Annotated in this window: 19 protein-coding genes and 1 pseudogene; all 20 read left to right on the forward strand. The window is 27.8% G+C overall.

Annotated elements, in window-relative coordinates; translation table 11 throughout:
- Positions 1–426: 426 nt before the first annotated feature.
- The 20 genes and pseudogenes from ACQPVP_RS09680 to ACQPVP_RS09775 all read left to right on the forward strand — a co-directional run bounded on the left by ACQPVP_RS09680 (position 427) and on the right by ACQPVP_RS09775 (position 19,588).
- Positions 427–921 (forward strand): FxLYD domain-containing protein, encoded by a 495-nt coding sequence (locus tag ACQPVP_RS09680; protein WP_430849480.1) that lies wholly within the window; start codon positions 427–429, stop codon positions 919–921.
- Between the two features lie 590 nt (positions 922–1,511).
- Positions 1,512–1,784: pseudogene (locus ACQPVP_RS09685) on the forward strand (sigma-70 family RNA polymerase sigma factor); the annotation flags it as partial.
- 104 nt (positions 1,785–1,888) lie between these two features.
- Positions 1,889–2,944 (forward strand): type IV pilus twitching motility protein PilT, encoded by a 1,056-nt coding sequence (locus tag ACQPVP_RS09690; protein ID WP_430849684.1) that lies wholly within the window; start codon positions 1,889–1,891, stop codon positions 2,942–2,944.
- 514 nt (positions 2,945–3,458) lie between these two features.
- Complete coding sequence (ftsZ, locus tag ACQPVP_RS09695) at positions 3,459–4,574, forward strand: cell division protein FtsZ (RefSeq protein ID WP_430849482.1); 1,116 nt, start codon at positions 3,459–3,461, stop codon at positions 4,572–4,574.
- A gap of 218 nt (positions 4,575–4,792) precedes the next feature.
- Positions 4,793–5,590 (forward strand): sigma-E processing peptidase SpoIIGA, encoded by a 798-nt coding sequence (locus tag ACQPVP_RS09700; RefSeq protein ID WP_430849484.1) that lies wholly within the window; start codon positions 4,793–4,795, stop codon positions 5,588–5,590.
- Between the two features lie 4 nt (positions 5,591–5,594).
- Complete coding sequence (sigE, locus tag ACQPVP_RS09705; RefSeq protein ID WP_430849486.1) at positions 5,595–6,302, forward strand: RNA polymerase sporulation sigma factor SigE; 708 nt, start codon at positions 5,595–5,597, stop codon at positions 6,300–6,302.
- 81 nt (positions 6,303–6,383) lie between these two features.
- Positions 6,384–7,157 (forward strand): RNA polymerase sporulation sigma factor SigG, encoded by a 774-nt coding sequence (gene sigG / locus ACQPVP_RS09710; RefSeq protein ID WP_430849488.1) that lies wholly within the window; start codon positions 6,384–6,386, stop codon positions 7,155–7,157.
- Between the two features lie 67 nt (positions 7,158–7,224).
- Positions 7,225–7,539 carry a YlmC/YmxH family sporulation protein gene (locus tag ACQPVP_RS09715; RefSeq protein WP_430849490.1) on the forward strand — a complete coding sequence of 105 codons (315 nt, stop codon included), beginning with the start codon at positions 7,225–7,227 and terminating at the stop codon, positions 7,537–7,539.
- Positions 7,540–7,615: 76 nt separating this feature from the next.
- Positions 7,616–8,071 (forward strand): transcriptional regulator NrdR, encoded by a 456-nt coding sequence (gene nrdR / locus ACQPVP_RS09720; RefSeq protein ID WP_430849492.1) that lies wholly within the window; start codon positions 7,616–7,618, stop codon positions 8,069–8,071.
- Positions 8,072–8,222: 151 nt separating this feature from the next.
- Positions 8,223–8,960, forward strand: coding sequence for a peptidoglycan editing factor PgeF (gene pgeF, locus ACQPVP_RS09725; protein ID WP_430849494.1), 738 nt, complete (start codon positions 8,223–8,225; stop codon positions 8,958–8,960).
- Positions 8,961–8,972: 12 nt separating this feature from the next.
- Positions 8,973–9,671: a winged helix-turn-helix domain-containing protein gene (locus tag ACQPVP_RS09730; RefSeq protein WP_430849496.1), complete on the forward strand. Its 699-nt coding sequence runs from the start codon at positions 8,973–8,975 to the stop codon at positions 9,669–9,671.
- Positions 9,672–9,674: 3 nt separating this feature from the next.
- Positions 9,675–11,381 (forward strand): ATP-binding protein, encoded by a 1,707-nt coding sequence (locus ACQPVP_RS09735; RefSeq protein WP_430849498.1) that lies wholly within the window; start codon positions 9,675–9,677, stop codon positions 11,379–11,381.
- A gap of 247 nt (positions 11,382–11,628) precedes the next feature.
- On the forward strand, positions 11,629–12,474 hold the full coding sequence (locus ACQPVP_RS09740; protein ID WP_430849500.1) for a phosphate ABC transporter substrate-binding protein: 846 nt from the start codon (positions 11,629–11,631) through the stop codon (positions 12,472–12,474).
- A gap of 57 nt (positions 12,475–12,531) precedes the next feature.
- Positions 12,532–13,419 carry a phosphate ABC transporter permease subunit PstC gene (pstC, locus tag ACQPVP_RS09745; RefSeq protein ID WP_430849502.1) on the forward strand — a complete coding sequence of 296 codons (888 nt, stop codon included), beginning with the start codon at positions 12,532–12,534 and terminating at the stop codon, positions 13,417–13,419.
- Between the two features lie 2 nt (positions 13,420–13,421).
- On the forward strand, positions 13,422–14,246 hold the full coding sequence (gene pstA / locus ACQPVP_RS09750; protein ID WP_430849504.1) for a phosphate ABC transporter permease PstA: 825 nt from the start codon (positions 13,422–13,424) through the stop codon (positions 14,244–14,246).
- A 41-nt stretch (positions 14,247–14,287) separates the two neighbouring features.
- The gene (gene pstB / locus ACQPVP_RS09755) at positions 14,288–15,037 is read left to right on the forward strand and encodes a phosphate ABC transporter ATP-binding protein PstB (protein ID WP_430849686.1); all 750 of its coding nucleotides are present in this window, start codon (positions 14,288–14,290) and stop codon (positions 15,035–15,037) included.
- 22 nt (positions 15,038–15,059) lie between these two features.
- A complete protein-coding gene (gene phoU, locus ACQPVP_RS09760) occupies positions 15,060–15,716 on the forward strand; it encodes a phosphate signaling complex protein PhoU (protein ID WP_430841140.1) in 657 nt (218 codons plus the stop codon).
- Between the two features lie 219 nt (positions 15,717–15,935).
- Positions 15,936–17,267 (forward strand): DUF512 domain-containing protein, encoded by a 1,332-nt coding sequence (locus ACQPVP_RS09765; protein ID WP_430849506.1) that lies wholly within the window; start codon positions 15,936–15,938, stop codon positions 17,265–17,267.
- Between the two features lie 2 nt (positions 17,268–17,269).
- A complete protein-coding gene (der, locus tag ACQPVP_RS09770) occupies positions 17,270–18,586 on the forward strand; it encodes a ribosome biogenesis GTPase Der (RefSeq protein ID WP_430849508.1) in 1,317 nt (438 codons plus the stop codon).
- A 3-nt stretch (positions 18,587–18,589) separates the two neighbouring features.
- Complete coding sequence (locus ACQPVP_RS09775; RefSeq protein WP_430849510.1) at positions 18,590–19,588, forward strand: NAD(P)H-dependent glycerol-3-phosphate dehydrogenase; 999 nt, start codon at positions 18,590–18,592, stop codon at positions 19,586–19,588.
- Positions 19,589–19,745: the final 157 nt, after the last annotated feature.

The following is a 19,745-nucleotide window of genomic DNA, read 5'->3' on the forward strand; positions in this document are numbered from 1 at the left end:
CTCTTCATTAAAAAATGTATAAAAATATTGACTACAATTATAACAGTAAATAAAATATAATTAGTAATACTTGTTAAAAATCCTGTTCGTTTAGTAAACTCATTTAGAACATAAACCTGCAAATAAGTATTACATAAAATTCTCTATAAAACAAAAAATAACACCTAATGGATACCCTCCCTAGGTGTTATTTTTTTGATGATTTAATAATATTAACTTGTATTTTAATTATAGACAGTAATATTATGTTTTATACATATTAGAATTAGTAAATTAATAACAAATAAAGTTGTAATAAGATATTATAAGTTGTCGAATTATATAATAATAATAGAGTGTTTGTCGAAAGGCTTGAAGGAATAAAGAAAATCTTTTATTATCATAAGCGAATATTTTGTTTTTAGGGGGAATAATAAATGAAAAAAAATGATACAATGTAAATCTTGCTCTAAAGAAATAGCATCGAGTGCTAAAGTTTGTCCAGGATGTGGAGCAAAAAATAAAAAACCAATATACAAAAGAGTATGGTTTATAGTTATAGTACTTTTGATACTAGTTGGAGCAATAAATGCAGCAGGTGGTGGTAATTCTACTACGCCAAATAGTGGAATAACTGAAACTGGACAAGTAGAAAATTCTACAGCAAAGAAGGAAAAGTTTGAATTAGTTGGGGAAGTAGAAACAGAGACAGATCAATTTGCAACTTACTTAAAAGGTGTTATAAAAAATAATAGTGGTAAAGATTGTAGTTATGTTCAAGTAACTTTTAATTTATATGATGCTGAAGGAAATCAAATAGGAACAGCTTTGGATAATATAAATAATCTTGAAGCAGATGGAACTTGGAAGTTCAAAGCTATGGGAATTGATGTTGATGGTGAAATAGCATCTTACAAATTAGCTGAAATAACAGGATTCTAAGATTATAAAAACAATATATAACTAATCATGTGATATTATCAAGAAGATAATTAAAAAGAGTTTTAAGTGGCATGTGTACGGGATTTTACCGTATGCATGTCGTTTTTATTTATAAACATTTACTATTATAGACACTTAAGTGTCAAAACTAGGGATTAGTTAAATTATAGAATATTGTATAAGTTCGGAAAGAAGTTAGTTAAATAGAAATTAATTTATAAGATAAGAAAAGCTAGGTACCAATAATTAGGTATCTAGCATTTTTTTATATTTATTATTAGTTTACCACCTATACAAAATATGAATGATAAAAAAATTCCTTCATTATATATACTATAAATAATAACCTTGATAGGAATATATTACTAAGGAAAAAAATAGGTTGATACGAGAACGTTTGTTTGGTATAATTTGTTATGGATTTTACCAGCTAAGGAAAAGGGGGAACTGAAATGACAAACTTAGAAGTGTTTGGAAAACAAGAGGAGCTTATAAAGATGATATATAATTTAAAGGAGCAACAAGAAAAAAGAAGCAAGAAGCCTTGCAAAAAGACTTCTTAAGTATATGTCTAACATGAATAACATATTGAAATATGTTTAATTGATGTCTTAAGTAGCGAAAAAGACTCAGTGTTGGAGAAAGTGGAGAGCAATCTTCAAATTAAACAACTTTATAATAAAATTGGTATTTCTTTAACAGAAAGAGAAGGTGCAATATTAAAAATGAGATATGGACTTGTAGATGGCAGATGTAGAACTCAAAGAGAAATAGCCGCATTACTAGGAATTTCTAGATCTTATGTTTCTAGAATAGAAAAAAAAGCGCTTAAAAAGTTAAAAAAGGAGTTATCAAGTAAATAACTAAAAAATAAAATATTATATATTAAAAAGAAGGAATGTATAATATTTTATAGAACAAATTTATTAAAAGTAAGAAAGTAGAGTAACACGGAGGGAAAAAAGTGATTTATCTGCTAAATAAATTATTAGAAGAAACAATAAACAAGGGAGCATCGGATTTACATCTAACTGTTGGTTTACCACCAACTATTAGATTAAATGGTAAATTAATTAGAATTGGAGAAGAAAAATTATCACCAGTTGAATTAAGAGGATTTGCTGAGGAGATATTAGAAGAAAAAATTAATGATTATGATAATATTGGAGAAATAGATACATCATATTCAATTTCAGGAATAGGTAGATTTAGAGTAAATGTATTTAAACAAAGAAATAGTGATGCAATAGCTATTAGAGTAATTCCACTTAAAATTCCAACTTTAGATGAATTGAAGCATCCAAAGGTAATAAAAGATATTCTTCAAAAACAAAGAGGTTTAGTATTAGTTACTGGACCAACTGGAAGTGGTAAAAGTACAACTTTGGCTGCTATGATAAATGATATAAATAGTACAAGAGAAGCTCATATTATTACATTAGAAGACCCAATAGAGTATTTGCATAAACATAATAAGTGCATAATAAATCAAAGAGAAATAGGAAAGGATAGTAAGAGCTATCAAAATGCATTAAAAGCTATTTTAAGGGAAGATCCAGATGTTATACTTGTAGGGGAGATGAGAGACTTAGAGACAATTTCAATTGCAATTACTGCAGCAGAAACAGGTCATTTGGTATTCTCTACACTACATACAATAGGAGCTGCTAAAACTATAGACAGAATAATAGATGTTTTTCCACCACACCAACAACAGCAAATAAGGGTTCAATTAGCAGCTGTGTTACAAGGAGTTATTTCTCAACAATTGGTTCCAGTAGTAAATAATGATGGAAGAGTGGCAGCGTTAGAGATAATGACTACAACTCCTGGGATTCAAAATTTAGTTAGAGAAGGAAAAGCTTATCAAATAGAGTCTGCAATTCAGACTGGTGGAAAATATGGAATGAAAACAATGGATATGGCGTTAGTAGAATTATATAAGAGAGGTAGTATAACTGTAGAAACTGCATTAATGTATTCAGTAGATAAAGAGACTATTAAAAGAATGATGATGCTATAAAAACAGAGGTAACTCTGTTTTTTTTTTAGTTTTTTTATGAAATTTTCAATTCAATAGAGGAAATTTAAAATAAATGTTGAATATAAAATTTAGTGATATTTTTAAATAATTTTATAAATATAAGAATTATAATTAAAAATTTTTATAATGTTTAGGAAAAGGTTGAGTTATTTTAAGCAAGATGATAAAATTATAATTGAATTTTATTAAACTTAAATAAAAAATTATGGAGATTTTTATAAAAGAAATTAAATTTTATAAAAAATTACGTAATTTTTTTAATGTTATTAAAAGCAACCTATAATATAACAGTAAAATTCAAATATATACATTTATTACCAAGTGTCAACAAGAACTTTAGTATTTACTTTATTAAGTATTGTTAAAAAGGTATAATATGATGTAAAATTAATATATAAACATATATATTTTAATGAATTTGAAATTATTTAAATTATGAGAAGAAACAAAGTAGAAAAATTACTAGTAGATATTTTCTAAAGGAGGAATTATTTTGTTAGATTTCGAAGTAGATATGCAAGAGTTAACCAATATTAAGGTAATTGGTTGCGGTGGCGGCGGTGGTAATGCCGTAAATAGAATGATTGCTGAAGGGCTTAAAAACGTTGAGTTTATTGCCGTTAATACAGATAAACAAGCTTTGATGTTATCTCATGCTAATGTAAAAATTCAAATTGGAGAGAAATTAACAAAGGGGCTTGGAGCAGGAGCAAATCCTGAAATTGGTAAGAAAGCGGCTGAAGAAAGTAAAGAAGAGATTGCAGAAGCAATAAAGGGAGCTAATATGGTATTTATTACTGCCGGTATGGGTGGTGGAACTGGTACTGGAGCAGCACCTATAGTAGCTGAAATTGCTAAATCTATGAATATATTAACAGTTGGTGTAGTAACTAAACCATTCCCTTTTGAAGGAAAAAGAAGAATGAGACATGCGGAAATGGGAATAGAAAACCTTATGAAGTCCGTTGATACATTAGTTATTATTCCTAATGAAAAATTATTATTAATGGCTGATAAAAAGACAACACTTTTAGATTCATTTAAATTAGCAGATGAAGTATTAAGACAAGGTGTTCAAGCTATATCAGATCTTATTACAATTCCTGGTGTGGTTAATGCTGACTTTGCAGATATTGAAACTGTTATGTTAAATAAAGGATTAGCTCATATGGGAGTTGGTCATGGAACAGGAGATAATAAGGCTCAAGATGCTGTTAAACAAGCAATTTCATCACCATTATTAGAAACATCAATAGATGGAGCTACTGGGGTTATCATTAACTTTACTGGTGGAGTTGACTTAGGAGCTATTGAAGTTTATGAAGCAGCAGATATTGTAAGAGAGGCAGCGGATCCAGATGCTAATATTATATTCGGTGCTGTTATTGATGAAACATTAACAGATGAAATAAGAATAACTGTTATAGCAACAGGATTTGAAGAAGATAATAACAAGTTATTAAATCATGAGCCAATTTTTGAAAAAAAAATAGTTAAAGAAGAAAAGGTTAATGTTGAACCAACAGAACCTGTAAAAAGACTAGATCCTCTTTTAGATATTGAAACTGAAAGTGTAAATATACCAAGTTTCTTAAGATCAAGAAAGTAGTATAGTATTTAAGACCAAGAAATTGATTTTCTTGGTCTTTTTTTTACGTTTAAACATATTAATAGTTATAGTACAACTTTGTTAGTTTTTATTTAATTACTTAATGAAGTGTAAATAAATGTAATAAATGATAGATGAAAATAAAAAAAGTAACGAGTTATTATGACAAAATTTTGAAATGAAAGAGTTTATAATTTAAATAAAAAGGGGGAAGGAAAATGGTTATATACATAGATATACTTTTGATAGAAAATTTTATAATCAATCTATTTTTATTACTTATTACATTAAAGTCTCTTAGGTATAAGTATTATAAAACAGTTTATCTAGCTGCAATAGTAGGCTCATTTTATACTTTAGTTTTATTTATGGATAATAAGATCTTAGCATCTTTACCCTTTAAAATTATTGTTGTTTTATTAATGATTATGATTAGTACAAAAAATTATAAGTTATTAAAAAATATAAAATCTACTATAGCTTTTATTGTAACATCTTTTACACTATGTGGATTTTCATTTGCATTTTCAATGATAGATAATTATTATAGCGTTTTTAGCGGATTTACAATTAATAACTATTCTATTAAATATTTATTAATATCTATTATGGGCCTTTATGTAGTTATAGTTCGAGTAATAGATTATCTAAGAGATAGAGCTTTAATTAATAATTTTATTTATGATATTGAAATCTCTAATGAAAAAAACACTCTTTTTATAAAAGGTTTATTGGATACAGGAAATGCTTTAAGGGAGCCAGTTACAAATTTACCTTGTATCATAATTGAAAGTACTTTTTTAGAAAATTTTAATATTAAAAGCAATGAGGAATTTTCAATTCCTTATAGAACAATCGGTGAAGATGGAAACTTAAAAGGGTTTAAAACTAATACAGTTAGGATAAGAGGTGAAGATGAAGAGTGGAAGGCAGTAGAAGTTATACTTTGTAAATGTAAAAACAAATTAAGTAAGGAAAATGAATTCAATGCATTATTATCAAGAGGAGTAATATAAAAATATGATGAAAATAAGGGTATTATTAAGTAGAATATTATCAAAGTTAAAGATTTTAAAAGGAGAGGTTCATTATGTGGGAGGTAGTGAGGCATTGCCACCTCCACTAAAAAAAGATGAAGAAGAAGAATTAGTTGAAAAATTAATTCATGGTGATGAATCTATTAGAGATATTTTAATTGAAAGAAACTTAAGATTAGTAGTGTATATTGCGAGAAAGTTTGAAAATACTGGAGTAGGAGTTGAAGACTTAATTTCAGTCGGTACAATTGGATTAATAAAGGCAGTTAATACTTTTAATCCAGAAAAAAAAATTAAGCTTGCAACTTATGCATCAAGGTGCATTGAAAATGAAATATTAATGTATTTAAGAAGAAATAGTAAAGTTAAAGCTGAAATTTCATTTTATGAGCCTTTAAACATAGATTGGGATGGTAACGAACTTTTGCTATCGGATATTTTAGGAACAGAAAATGATATAGTTTATAACTTAATAGAAGATGAAATAGATAAAGAATTATTATTCTTAGCTTTAAAACACTTAAATGATAGAGAAAAGGAAATAGTAAGATTAAGATTTGGATTGAATGGTACAAGAGAGAAGACTCAAAAAGAAGTAGCTGATATGCTTGGTATATCTCAATCCTATATTTCAAGACTAGAAAAGAAAATTATTAATAGACTAAAAAAAGAAATCAATAAAATGATTTAGGTTGTCTTGAGTATAAAACGTATTACTCTCGGGGATACTTTTTAATGCAGTATGTTATTACTTCATAAGGGGTTGATAAGCTTGATTATTAATAAGGTAGAAATATGTGGGGTAAATACCTCAAAATTACCTATCTTAAAAGAAAAAGAAAAAAGAGAGTTACTTTTAAGTATGAGGGATGGAAATAAAAGTGCAAGAGAAACTTTCATTAAGGGGAATCTAAGATTAGTTTTAAGTGTGATTCAAAGGTTTAATAATAGGGGTGAAAATGTAGATGACTTATTTCAAGTTGGTTGTATTGGATTAATGAAGGCTATAGATAATTTTGACTTAGGGCAAAATGTAAAATTTTCAACTTATGCAGTTCCGATGATAATAGGTGAAATAAGGAGATATTTAAGAGATAATAATTCTATAAGAGTAAGTAGATCTTTAAGAGATATAGCATATAAAGCTTTATTGGTAAGAGATAGGTTAATTAAGGAGAATAATAAGGAGCCAACGGTTTCTCAAATAGCAAAGGAACTTAATTTGCCAAGGGAAGAAGTTGTATTTGCTTTAGATGCAATACAAGATCCAGTGTCGTTATTTGAACCTATTTATCATGATGGTGGAGATGCAATTTACGTTATGGATCAGATAAGTGATTCTAAAAATACTGATGAAAGTTGGCTTGAAAATATTTCTATTAAAGAGGCTATGAAAAAATTAAATGACAGAGAAAAGCTTATATTAACATTAAGATTTTTTAATGGTAGAACTCAAATGGAAGTAGCTGATGAAATTGGAATATCACAAGCGCAAGTATCTAGGCTAGAAAAAACTGCATTAAAGCATATGAGAAAATATGTTTAGGGCTCTTAATTGAGCTCTTTAAAATAACTATGATGTGTACATGCTGTATTTGTAAAGGAGGATATTTATGGGATTTTTTGATAATATTAAAATGGAAGATGAAAGACCTATAGAAGAAGAAAATGAGTTGCTATTACATTCATTAAATGCAATTAGAACTATGGAGGTAATAGATATTAAGACTGGTTCTAAAATTGGTTATATTAAGGATTTTGTAATAGATATTAAAGAAAGTAAAGTAGTATCAATATTGCTACCTGGAATGGCTAAAGGATGGTTTGGTAAAGAAGAAGATATAGAAATTCCTTGGAATAAAGTAAAAAAGGCAGGTATAGAAGTTATATTAGTTGATAGTACTGATATAGAAAATTTAAATTTATAAAAATAATATGGAAAAAGCATATAAAAATATGTATAATTTATATTATATATAGATACTTAAGAAAGGCGTGAATAAGATGAGGTGTCCATTTTGTTCCTTTGAGGAAAGCAAGGTTGTAGATTCAAGATCAACTGATGATAATACTACAATTAGAAGAAGGAGAGAATGTTTAAAGTGTAATAAAAGATATACTACATATGAAAAGGTTGAAGACATTCCAATATTAGTTGTAAAAAGGGATTCTACCAGAGAAAATTTTAATAAGGAAAAAATTATAAATGGATTAATTCGAGCATGTCAAAAAAGACCAGTATCAAGAATGCAAATTGAGGAATTAGCAGAGGATATAGAAAAGACTATATCAAATAAAATGATAACGGAAGTTAATTCTAAAATTATAGGCGAAATGGTAATGGAAAGATTAAAAGAAGTAGATGAAATATCCTATGTTAGATTTGCTTCAGTATATAGAGAATTTAAAGATATAAATACATTTTTAGAGGAAATAAAAAATTTAGTTTCTAAAAAGTAAAAGATTAACTTAAAATAGAGGATTCTATTTTAAGTTAATCTTTTTGACTTTAGTTAAAAATAAGTTAAAAATTTTTTTATAACTTAAAATAAATAGAAAAGGATATTAATAAATGGTAAAATGTATTAAAATAGTTAAATGAGGTGGCTAGATGATAAGCTTATATAAAGATGATGTTAAAGAAGTAGAAGATTTCTTAATATATAACATAGGTAAGATAAATATAGTTTTTTCAACAGCAAAGGATGATAGAAGTTTTAATAGATATAAAGATTATGGGATAAAAAACTTAAATAGTATTATAAGAGACTTTAACTTAAAAAACGTTGAATATTTAAATCAAATTCATAGCGATAAGGTTTATATATATGACAATTCTAATAAATCTATAAAAGATGAAGAGGGAGATGCTTTAATAACAAAGGAAGAAAATACAGCAATAGGTGTTTTTACTGCTGATTGTGTTCCTATAATTATAGCGGATGTTAAAAATAACGTTATTGCATCTATTCATAGTGGATGGAGAGGAACATTTAATTCAATAGTGATAAGAACTTTAGAAAAAATGGTAAATGAATTTAATATAGATATAAATGAAACTAAAATATTTATAGGACCTCATATTAGACAATGTTGTTATGAGGTTTCAGAGGAACTTAAAGAAAACTTCATAGAAAAGACTAAAATAAATAAAGATTTATTGTTTAAAGGTAGAAACTTAAGTATGGAAGAGTGTATATTAAAAGATATTAGAGAGTTTGGAATTAGTGAAGAGAATATTTATTCATTGAAACTTTGCACTCATTGTGAAGAAAACTTAAAGTTATATTCCTATAGAAGATCAGTGGGTACTTATGGAAGATTATTTTCATTTGCTTTTATAAAATAAGGAGGGGTAGTTATGGCAGCAGAAAAAATACTTGTGGTAGATGATGAGGATCATATAGTTGAACTTATAGGCTATAATTTAATTAATTCAGGGTATAATGTGATTACAGCTAATAATGGTATAGATGCAGTAAAATTAGCAAAGGAAGAGAATCCAAATTTAATTTTACTTGATTTAATGATTCCTGGTTTAGATGGATTCGATGTATGTAAGAGTATTAGAGGGGATGCTAATACTAAAGAAATATCAATTATTATGTTAACTGCTAAGGGAGAGGAATTAGATAAAATATTAGGATTAGAGCTTGGAGCTGATGATTATATAACAAAGCCATTTTCTATAAGAGAGTTACTTGCTAGAATAAAAGCTATACTTAGAAGAACAAAGGCTTCAAGTGGTAGTGAAGAGATATTTAAAGCTAATGATATTTATATTAATTTTGATAGAAGAGAAGTTAGTATATTAGATAAGAAAATTGATTTGACATTAAAGGAATTTGAACTTCTAGAAATATTAGTTAAAAACAGAGGAAAGATATTAACTAGAGAAACTCTTTTAGATAAAATATGGGGATATGAATATGTTGGAGAAACTAGAACTGTTGATGTTCACATAAGATATTTAAGAAAAAAAATAGAGGTTGATGATAAAAATCCTAAATTTATAGAAACTATAAGAGGAGTAGGATATAGGTTTAATCCTAATAATTAGAATATGAAGAAAAGAATATTAGCATCATCATTAATAACTGTAATTTTTGCATTAATAGTAGTGACTTGTTCTTTTATTGCATTAGTAAATATAAAGGAAATAGATAAGACAAAAGAGATATTATCAACATATAACGAGGTCATTATAAAAAATAATATTTTTAATGATAAAGATTTGAATGAATTTTCTATAAATAGAACAAAGGTTAGGTTTACTATAGTAGATAGTGAAGGAAATGTTATAAATGATACAGATAATGATAATCTTGAAAATCATTTAGATAGAGAAGAGATAGAAGAGGCATTTAAAAATGGAAATGCTTCAACTACAAGATTTAGTAATACTCAAGGGATTGATGTTGTTTATTATGCAACTAAAATTGATGAAAATACAGTAATTAGAGCATCAGTACCTCTTAGCAATGTAAGAGTATTTTCAGAAGGCTACATAAAATATTATATTATAATTATAATTTTTGTAATCTTATTATCTCTTGGTCTTTCATTAAAATTAATTAGAGCAATTATATATCCAGTTAAAGAATTAGAAATGGCGACATATAAAATAGCAAATGGAGATTATAGTAGAAGGGTTAATATATTTACTAATGATGAAATAGGATCATTAGCAAGTACTTTTAATGATATGGCTGAACAACTCCAATCTAGAATATCAGACTCTGCAGATAAACAAAATAAGTTAGAGGCAATTTTAGAAAGTATGGAAAGTGGAGTAATTGCTGTAGATAATAAGCAAAATGTAATTCTAATTAACCCATATGCTAAAAATTTATTTGGAATTAATAGAGATATTATTGGTGAAAATATTTCAGAATATATAATTGATTACGATATAATATCATTTATGAGAAACGTACCTGAAATTGAGACTAAAGAAATTAAACTTATGCATCCGATTCCTAGAGAACTTCGAATTAAGAAAGCACCTATTATTAATTCAAGAAAGATACCAATAGGAATTGTTGTTACAGTTTTGGATATAACTGATATAAAAAGACTTGAGAATATGAGAAGTCAATTTGTAGCAAATGTTTCTCATGAGTTAAAAACACCGTTAACATCTATAAAAGGTTTTGCAGAAACTTTAAAGTATGTGGAAGATAATAACACTAGGAATAAGTTTTTAGATATAATAGATAAAGAAGCAGAAAGATTAACAACATTAATCAATGATATTTTAATTTTATCTAATATTGAAAATAGTAACAAGATGAAGGAGGAAGAATTTAATCCCTCTGAAGTAATTGAAGATGTAATAAATATGTTTGTTAATAATTTTAACAATAAAGAAGTTAAAATATGTTTTGAGGATAAAGGCACAAAGATTTTAATAGGAGATAGGGATAAATTCTATCAAATGATGCTAAATTTAGTGGAAAATGCTATAAAATATTCTAATGATAGCGTTAAAATTAACATTAAAACATACGAAAATAAAGATTATGCATATGTAGAAGTTGAAGATAATGGAATGGGAATTCCAAAGGAAGATTTACCTAGGATATTTGAAAGATTTTATAGAGTTGATAAATCCCGTGCTAAGGGTGGAACTGGGCTAGGATTAGCAATAGTAAAACATATTACTAAAATGTTTAATGGGGAGATTTATGTAGATTCAATTTTGAATAAAGGAACAAAATTCACTATAAAAATAAGAAAAACTAAGAAACTAACAGATTTCATATTTTAAAAGAATTGTATTAAATAATATTTAATTTTAGATATTATTTTAAATACAATTCTTTTTTGTATTTAAAATAGAATTATTTCATTGAACTTCTTATATTAAAACATATAAGAAATGTTAAATTTTTTTAACATAATCCTAACCTTTCTTAACTTTTAACTAATATTTACTTAACTTTTAGGGATTAATATAAGTATGTAAGGAAAATTAATAAAAAAATATATAAATTATTAATTTGGAGGAGAAATTTATGAAAAGAAAAAGTTTAAAACTTTTATGTACAGCTTTACTAGTAACAATGGTGGGAGGGGCTGTTGTTGGATGTGGTAACAGTTCATCAAATGAAAATTCAGAAGGAGGAAGTGTTACAATATCAATTTCAGGATCAACATCCGTTGGACCGTTAATGGGAAAATTAGCAGAAAAGTTTGAAGCGGATAATAGTAATGTTTCAATAGAAATAAATGAAGTTGGATCATCAGCAGGAATTAAAGATGCTATAAATGGAGTATCAGAAATAGGAATGTCATCAAGAGAATTAAAATCTGAAGAAGAAAGTCAAGTAAAGGCAACAACAATTGCTTATGATGGTATTGCAATAATAACTAATAACAATAATCCAATTAAAAACATAACAATTGATCAAATTAAAGGAATATATACTGGACAAATAACGAACTGGAATCAAATTGAAGGCGGAAAAGATGCACCGATAGTCGTGGTTTCAAGAGAAGAAGGATCAGGGACTAGAGATGCTTTCCAAGAAATAGTTGGATATAAATCAGAAGAATTAATAGCAAATGCAATGATAGCAAATGCAACAGGAGCAGTTAAAGAAACAGTAGCTGGAAATGATAATGCTGTAGGATTCGTATCTTTTGAATACTTAGATGATGAAGTAAATATAGTAAATGTTGAAAATGTTGAGCCAAAGGCTGAGTTAGTTCAATCTGGAGAATATAAGATATCAAGACCATTCATCGTAGTAAATAAGGAAGGTAGCTTAAGTGAAGAAGGACAAAAGTTCATCGACTTTATTCTAAGTGATGAAGGGCAAACTATGGTTAAGGATAACAAAGCAATTCCAGTTAAATAACTGATTTATTAAGAATGCTCCAGGTGAGCATTCTTACTTTCATAGGAGAGGATAAGCATGTTAAAGGTTAAAAGTAATAATAAAAGTAAGTATGTTATAGAAAATATTTCAAAAGGAGTATTTTTAGCAAGTGCTCTTATTGCAGTAATAAGTTTATTAGTAATTATAGGATTTGTATTTTATAAAGGATTAACACCATTTATAAGCAAAGGATATTCTTTTAGTGAATTTTTCTTTGGTACTAAATGGGTGCCAAGTTCAGATAAATATGGAGTTATGCCTATGGTGATTGCATCTATATTTGGAACTTTAGGGTCTTTAGTAGTAGGTGTACCAATAGGTATATTAACAGCTATATTTATAGCAGAAGTTGCACCAAGAAAAATTGGAAAAATTATTTCAGGTGCTGTTGAACTTTTAGCTGGAATTCCATCTGTATTATATGGTGTGTTTGGTTTGGCAGTGATTGTTCCATGGATTATGGATACTTTTAATCTTCCGAAGGGACAAAGTCTTTTAGCTATTATAATAGTTTTATCAATTATGATGCTACCAACAATAGTAACAGTTTCAGAAACTGCAATAAGAGCAGTTCCTAAATCATACAAGGAAGGTTCTTTAGCTTTAGGAGCTTCACATATAGAGACAACATTTAAAGTAGTTGTTCCAGCAGCTAAATCAGGTATTTTAGCAGCTGTAGTTTTAGGTATAGGAAGAGCAATTGGTGAGACAATGGCAATAATATTAGTAGCAGGAAACTCTCCAATAATTCCTACATCAATTATGGATTCAGTAAGACCACTTACTACTAACATAGCATTAGAAATGGGATACGCATTTGGAACTCATCAAGAAATGTTATTCGCTACAGGGGTCATATTATTCTTATTCATATTATTATTAAACTTAGTATTAAGTAAACTTTCTAATAAGGAAGGTAACTAGTTATGAGAAAATTTAAAGAAAATTTATTAAAAATATTATTATGGTTATCTGCAGCTATTACTGTAGGTATGTTAGTATTTATATTAGGATTTATATTTTTAAAGGGATATAAATTAATTAATATAGATTTTATAACTAAAAATTATTCTGCATCAGGAGATGGCGGTATTCTTCCTATGATAATATCTACTTTATATACAGTATTTATTTCTATAATAGTAGCAACTCCTATAGGTGTATTAGCAGCAATTCATTTAACAGAATATGCAAAACAAGGTAAAATGGTAAAGATGATTAGATTTGCTACAGAAAGCTTATCAGGTATACCATCAATAGTATATGGTTTATTTGGATCTATATTTTTTGTTGTTACATTAAAATTTGGATATTCATTACTTGCTGGATCACTTACGGTTGCAATTATAATTTTACCAGTAATTATAAGAACAACAGAAGAATCTTTAAAGTCAGTTCCACCATCATATAAGGAAGCTTCATTAGGGCTTGGAGCAACTAGATTCCAAACTTTATATAAAGTTATAGTACCGAGTGCTATACCTGGTATATTAGTTGGTGTAATATTATCAGTTGGTCGTGTAGTAGGAGAATCAGCAGCTATATTATTAACAGCAGGAACAGTTGCAAAAATGCCAAAAGGAATAATGTCAAGTGCAAGAACTTTAACGGTTCATTCTTATTTAGTAACTCAAGAAGCTGGTAATATAGAACAAGCAGCAGCAGTTGGTATAGTTTTAATAGTAATAATATTAGTTTTAAATCTATTAGCAAAGTTAATTACTAAAAAATTTAATAAGGCAAATTATTAATTTTTATGATACTAAGAGGTGTAAGTATGTCAAATGAAAATATGAAAAAAATTCAAGTTAGAAATTTGAATTTATATTATGGTGATAATCAAGCATTAAAAAATATAAATATAGATTTAGAGGAACATAAGGTTACAGCATTTATTGGGCCATCAGGCTGTGGAAAATCTACATTTTTAAGAACTATAAATAGAATGAATGATTTAATAGATAATGTTAAAATAGAAGGAGAAATCCTTGTTGATGGCGAAGATATATATAAAAGCAAGGATGTAATTGCATTAAGAACAAAAGTTGGGATGGTTTTCCAGAAACCAAATCCTTTTCCAATGTCAATTTATGATAATATAGCTTATGGTCCTAGATTACATGGAATAAGAGATAAAAAGAGCTTAGATGAAATAGTTGAAAAAAGTTTAAAAGGTGCTGCACTTTGGGATGAGGTAAAAGATAGACTTAAAAAGAGTGCTTTAGGATTATCAGGAGGACAACAACAAAGATTATGTATTGCTAGAACTATAGCAGTTTCGCCTGAAATAATACTAATGGATGAACCAACTTCAGCTTTAGATCCAATTTCTACTAATAAAATGGAAGATTTAATGGAAGAATTAAAGAAAAAATACACAGTAGTAATAGTAACTCACAATATGCAACAAGCTGGAAGAATTGCAGATAAAACAGCATTCTTTTTAAATGGTGAGATAATAGAATATGGTGATACTGAAGATATTTTTTACAAACCAAGAGATAAGAGGACTGAAGATTATATTACTGGAAGATTCGGCTAAAATTAATAAGAGGTGATTAAAGATGATGAGAGAAATGATGAGCAATAAAATTAAGTTACTTAATTCCGAGCTAATTGAAATGGCGAGTTTAGTTGAAAAGCAAATATATGATAGTATGACTGCTTTGAAAAACCAAGATTTAGATTTATCAAAAAAAGTTATGAAAAACGATGATAAAGTAGATGAGCTTCAAAGGGTTATTGAAGAAAAGTGCATCAAGTTTATGGCTACTGAATCACCATTAGCTAGAGATTTAAGAAGTATATATACTACAACTAAAATAGTTACTGATCTTGAAAGAATGGCAGATTATGCAGTTGATATATGTAAAATAGTTCCTAGAGTTAAAGGTGTAGACTTCTCAGATGATATAGCACCAATATGGGAATTGGTTGATATTATTAATAATATGATAAAACTGGCAATTGAGGCATATGTTAATGGAGATGAAAAGGCTGCCTATGAAATTTGTCATATGGATGATAGAGTAGATGCGATTTATCAAAGTATGTTTGGAATAGTATTAAAAAAGATGAGTAAAGATGAATCAATGATAAATCAAGGAACTCAAATTTTATTTGCATCTAAATATTTAGAGAGAATTGGGGATCATGTAACTAATATATGTGAATGGATAATATTCTCTAAAAAAGGTAATTACGTTGATTTAAATGAATAAATAATAAGTAATATCCTAAACATCCTCTTTGTAGAGGATGTTTTTTATTGACTATAGAATATTATTAATGTAATATAACATCAAGTGATAATTATAATTAGGTGAATTACGTTTAATAGAAAAAAGTATGTATTTTTATATTTTTTATAAGATATAACGTTCTTTTTATAAATATAGTATTGTTCATAAAATTATATTTAAAAAGATTGAGGTGAGAAAATGAAAAATTTAATTAGTAAAGTTGATGCTGGAAGTATTGCAGAAGAAGTAGGTATAGAAGTTAATGATGTTTTAATATCAATTAATGGTACACCTATAGATGATATTATAGATTATAGATTTTTAGCTGTAGATGAAGAAGTTATTTTAGAAATAGAGAAACCGGATGGAGAAATATGGGAATATGAAATTGAGAAAGATTATGGTGAAACTTTAGGACTTGAATTCCAAGGCGGAATAATGGATAAAGCAAAAAGTTGTTCAAATAAATGTATGTTTTGTTTTATTGATCAACTTCCAAAAGGAATGAGAGACACATTATATTTTAAAGATGATGATTCAAGATTATCATTTTTACAAGGGAATTTTGTTACTTTAACCAATATGAAAGATGAGGATATTGATAGAATAATAAGATATAAGATTAGTCCTATTAATATCTCTGTACATACAACTAATCCTGATCTTAGGGTTATGATGCTTAGAAATAGATTTGCAGGATCTATTATGGAAAGGCTTAGAAAATTAAGAGATGCAGAAATTGAAATGCATGCTCAAGTTGTTTGTATACCTAATGTTAATAATGGTGAGGAACTAAGAAAAACTGTAAAAGATTTATATGAATTATATCCTTATGTAAAAAATGTTGCAGTGGTTCCTATAGGTATTACTAAGTTTAGAGAAAATTTGCCTAAGCTTGATACATTTACAAAAGAATCAGCTAAAAATGAGATTATGATGATTCAAGACTTACAGAGGAAGTTTGTTGAAGAAACTGGAGCACCATTTGTAAGGCTTTCAGATGAGTTTTATATAACAGCAGGACTAGATGTTCCAAATGAAGAATTTTATTCTGAATATGATCAATTAGAAGATGGGATAGGAATGATAAGGTATTATAGAGAAGTTGTTAATAGATCTTTAGAGTTTTTAAATAGAGATCTTAAAGGAAGTTTTTCTATGGTAACTGGTGAATTGGCCTATAATGAAATAAAAAAATCAGCAGATAGTATAATGAAGTGTAATCCTAATATTAAAATAGATGTATATAAGGTTATAAATAACTTCTTTGGAAATACTATTACAGTAGCAGGTCTTTTAACAGGAACTGATATAATAGATCAGCTGAAAGGTAAAATAAAAACAGATTATTTAATTATGTCAAGTAATATGTTTAGAAAAGGATATGAATTAGCACCAGCTGATATGGTTATGTTAGATGACTTAAATATTCATGATATAGAAGAAGCTTTAAACGTTAAGGTTATAGTTTGTGATTATACAGGTGATGACCTTATTGATGTAATAAATGCAAATTGTAAGGAGGATTAATAATGGGAAAACCAATAGTTGCAATAGTTGGAAGACCAAATGTAGGTAAATCTACTTTATTTAATAAATTAGCAGGGCAGAGGATATCCATAGTTCAGGATACTCCAGGAGTTACTAGAGATAGAGTATATGCTCAAGCAGAATGGTTAAATTATAATTTTACTATGATTGATACAGGTGGTATTGAACCGGAAAGAGAAGATATAATTGTAAAGCAAATGAGAAGGCAAGCTAATATTGCGATAGAAACAGCAGATGTAATAGTATTTGTTGTTGATGGAAAGGAAGGATTAACACCTGCAGACCATGAAGTAGCAAGTATGCTTAGAAAAAGCAAAAAAGAAGTTGTTTTAGTTGTAAATAAAGTAGATAATCTAAAAGACGAAGATAATGCTTGGGAATTTTACAATTTAGGAATAGGGGATCCTATAACTATATCTGCATCTCAAGGCTTAGGACTTGGAGATATGCTAGATAGAGTAGTTGAAAACTTCGATAAGTATAATGAAGAAGACGAAGAAGATGAGTACATAAGAATAGCTATGATAGGTAAACCTAATGTAGGTAAATCTTCTTTAATAAATAGATTATTAGGGGAAGAGAGACTAATAGTTTCTAATATTCCAGGAACAACAAGAGATTCTATAGATAGTACATTAGAAACAGATTTAGGAAAATTTATTTTAGTAGATACAGCTGGTCTTAGAAGAAAGAGTAAAGTAAAAGAAGAAATAGAGAGATACTCTGTAATAAGAACTTATGCAGCCATAGAAAGAGCAGATGTTTGTATTCTAATGGTAGATGCTACTGAGGGCGTAACTGAGCAAGATGAAAAGATTATTGGATATGCTCATGAAATGAATAAGGCTATTATGGTTATAGTTAATAAGTGGGATTTAATAGAAAAAGACGATAAGACTATGCAAAGATATAAAGAAGATTTAGAAATGAAGCTAAAATTCTTAAAATATGCGAAATACTTATTTATCTCTGCTAAAACAGGCCAAAGAACCCATAAGGTTTTAGAAATAGCGAGAGAATGTTATGATAATTATTCAAAGAGAATTCCAACAGGAATATTAAATGAAGTTATAAATAAAGCAGTTCTTATGAAAGAACCCCCAATAGTAGGTCTTAAAAGAATGAAGATTTACTATGCTACTCAAGTTGCATCTAAACCGCCTAAATTTATTTTCTTTGTTAATGATTCTAATGCTAGACATTTTTCATATGAAAGATATCTTGAAAATCAATTAAGAGATAGCTTTGATTTTAGTGGTACTGGTATTCAAATAGAGTATAGAGAAAGGAAGGAATAATTTATGAGTCATGTGGCTTTTTTAGGAGGCGGTAGTTTTGGTACTGCTTTAGGAATATTATTGGCTAATAATGGATGTGAAGTTAGTATATATGACAGAAAGAAATCTGTAGTTAATGATATAAATATTAACAGAAAAAATGATAAGTATATTAAAAATTTGAATATACCTAAAAATGTCACTGCTTATAATGATCTTGATGAAACTATAAAGGACGCAAAATTTATAGTTTTATCTGTTCCATCTCATGTAATAAGAGCAGTATCCAGCTCTTTGAAAGATAAGATAAGTGAAGATGTTGTTATTATTAGCATAGCAAAAGGAATTGAAGAGGGATCAAACTTAAGATTATCACAAGTCATAGAAGAAGAACTTCCTAACAATAAAGTAGTAATATTATCAGGACCAAGTCATGCAGAAGAAGTTGCTTTTGATATACCAACAACAGTAGTAGTTGCTTCTAGAGATTTAGATGCAGCAAATAAAGTTCAAGATTTATTTATAAGTAAAAACTTTAGAGTTTACACAAATGATGATTTAGTGGGAGTAGAAGTTGGTGGTGCAGTTAAGAATATTATTGCATTAGCTGCTGGGGTTTGTGACGGAATTGGTTATGGTGATAATTCTAAGGCTGCTTTAATGACAAGAGGAATGGCTGAAATAGTTAGAATTGGTATAAAGCTTGGAGGAAATCCGGAAACTTTTCTTGGACTAACAGGAATGGGTGATTTAATAGTAACATGTACTAGTCTTCATTCTAGAAATAGAAGAGCAGGATTTTTAATAGGTAAAGGAGAATCTACTGAAGAAGCTATTAAAGATGTTGGAATGGTAGTAGAAGGTATTAAAGCTTGTAAAGCATTCTATGAGATAAAGGAAAAGCTTAATGTTGAAATGCCAATTACAGATGTATTATATAAGATTTTATTTGAGAAAAAAGATCCTAAAGAGGCTGTAGTAGCTCTAATGGAAAGGGAAAAGAAAAACGAAATATATTATTAATCTTAAGGAAGAAAAGCGGTGTAGTTTTTCTTCCTTTTTAGATTTAGGAATATTTTTTTAGTTTCCATAATATAGTACTATATAATGATTTAAAAATTAAAAAAAGTTGTATATTTTTTTAATTTTTAGAATATATATATAGTGTTAAAAATAAGTA

The sequence above is a fragment of the Clostridium nigeriense genome (genome assembly GCF_050585265.1).
In the GTDB taxonomy this organism is placed as follows: Bacteria; Bacillota; Clostridia; order Clostridiales; family Clostridiaceae; genus Clostridium; species Clostridium nigeriense_B.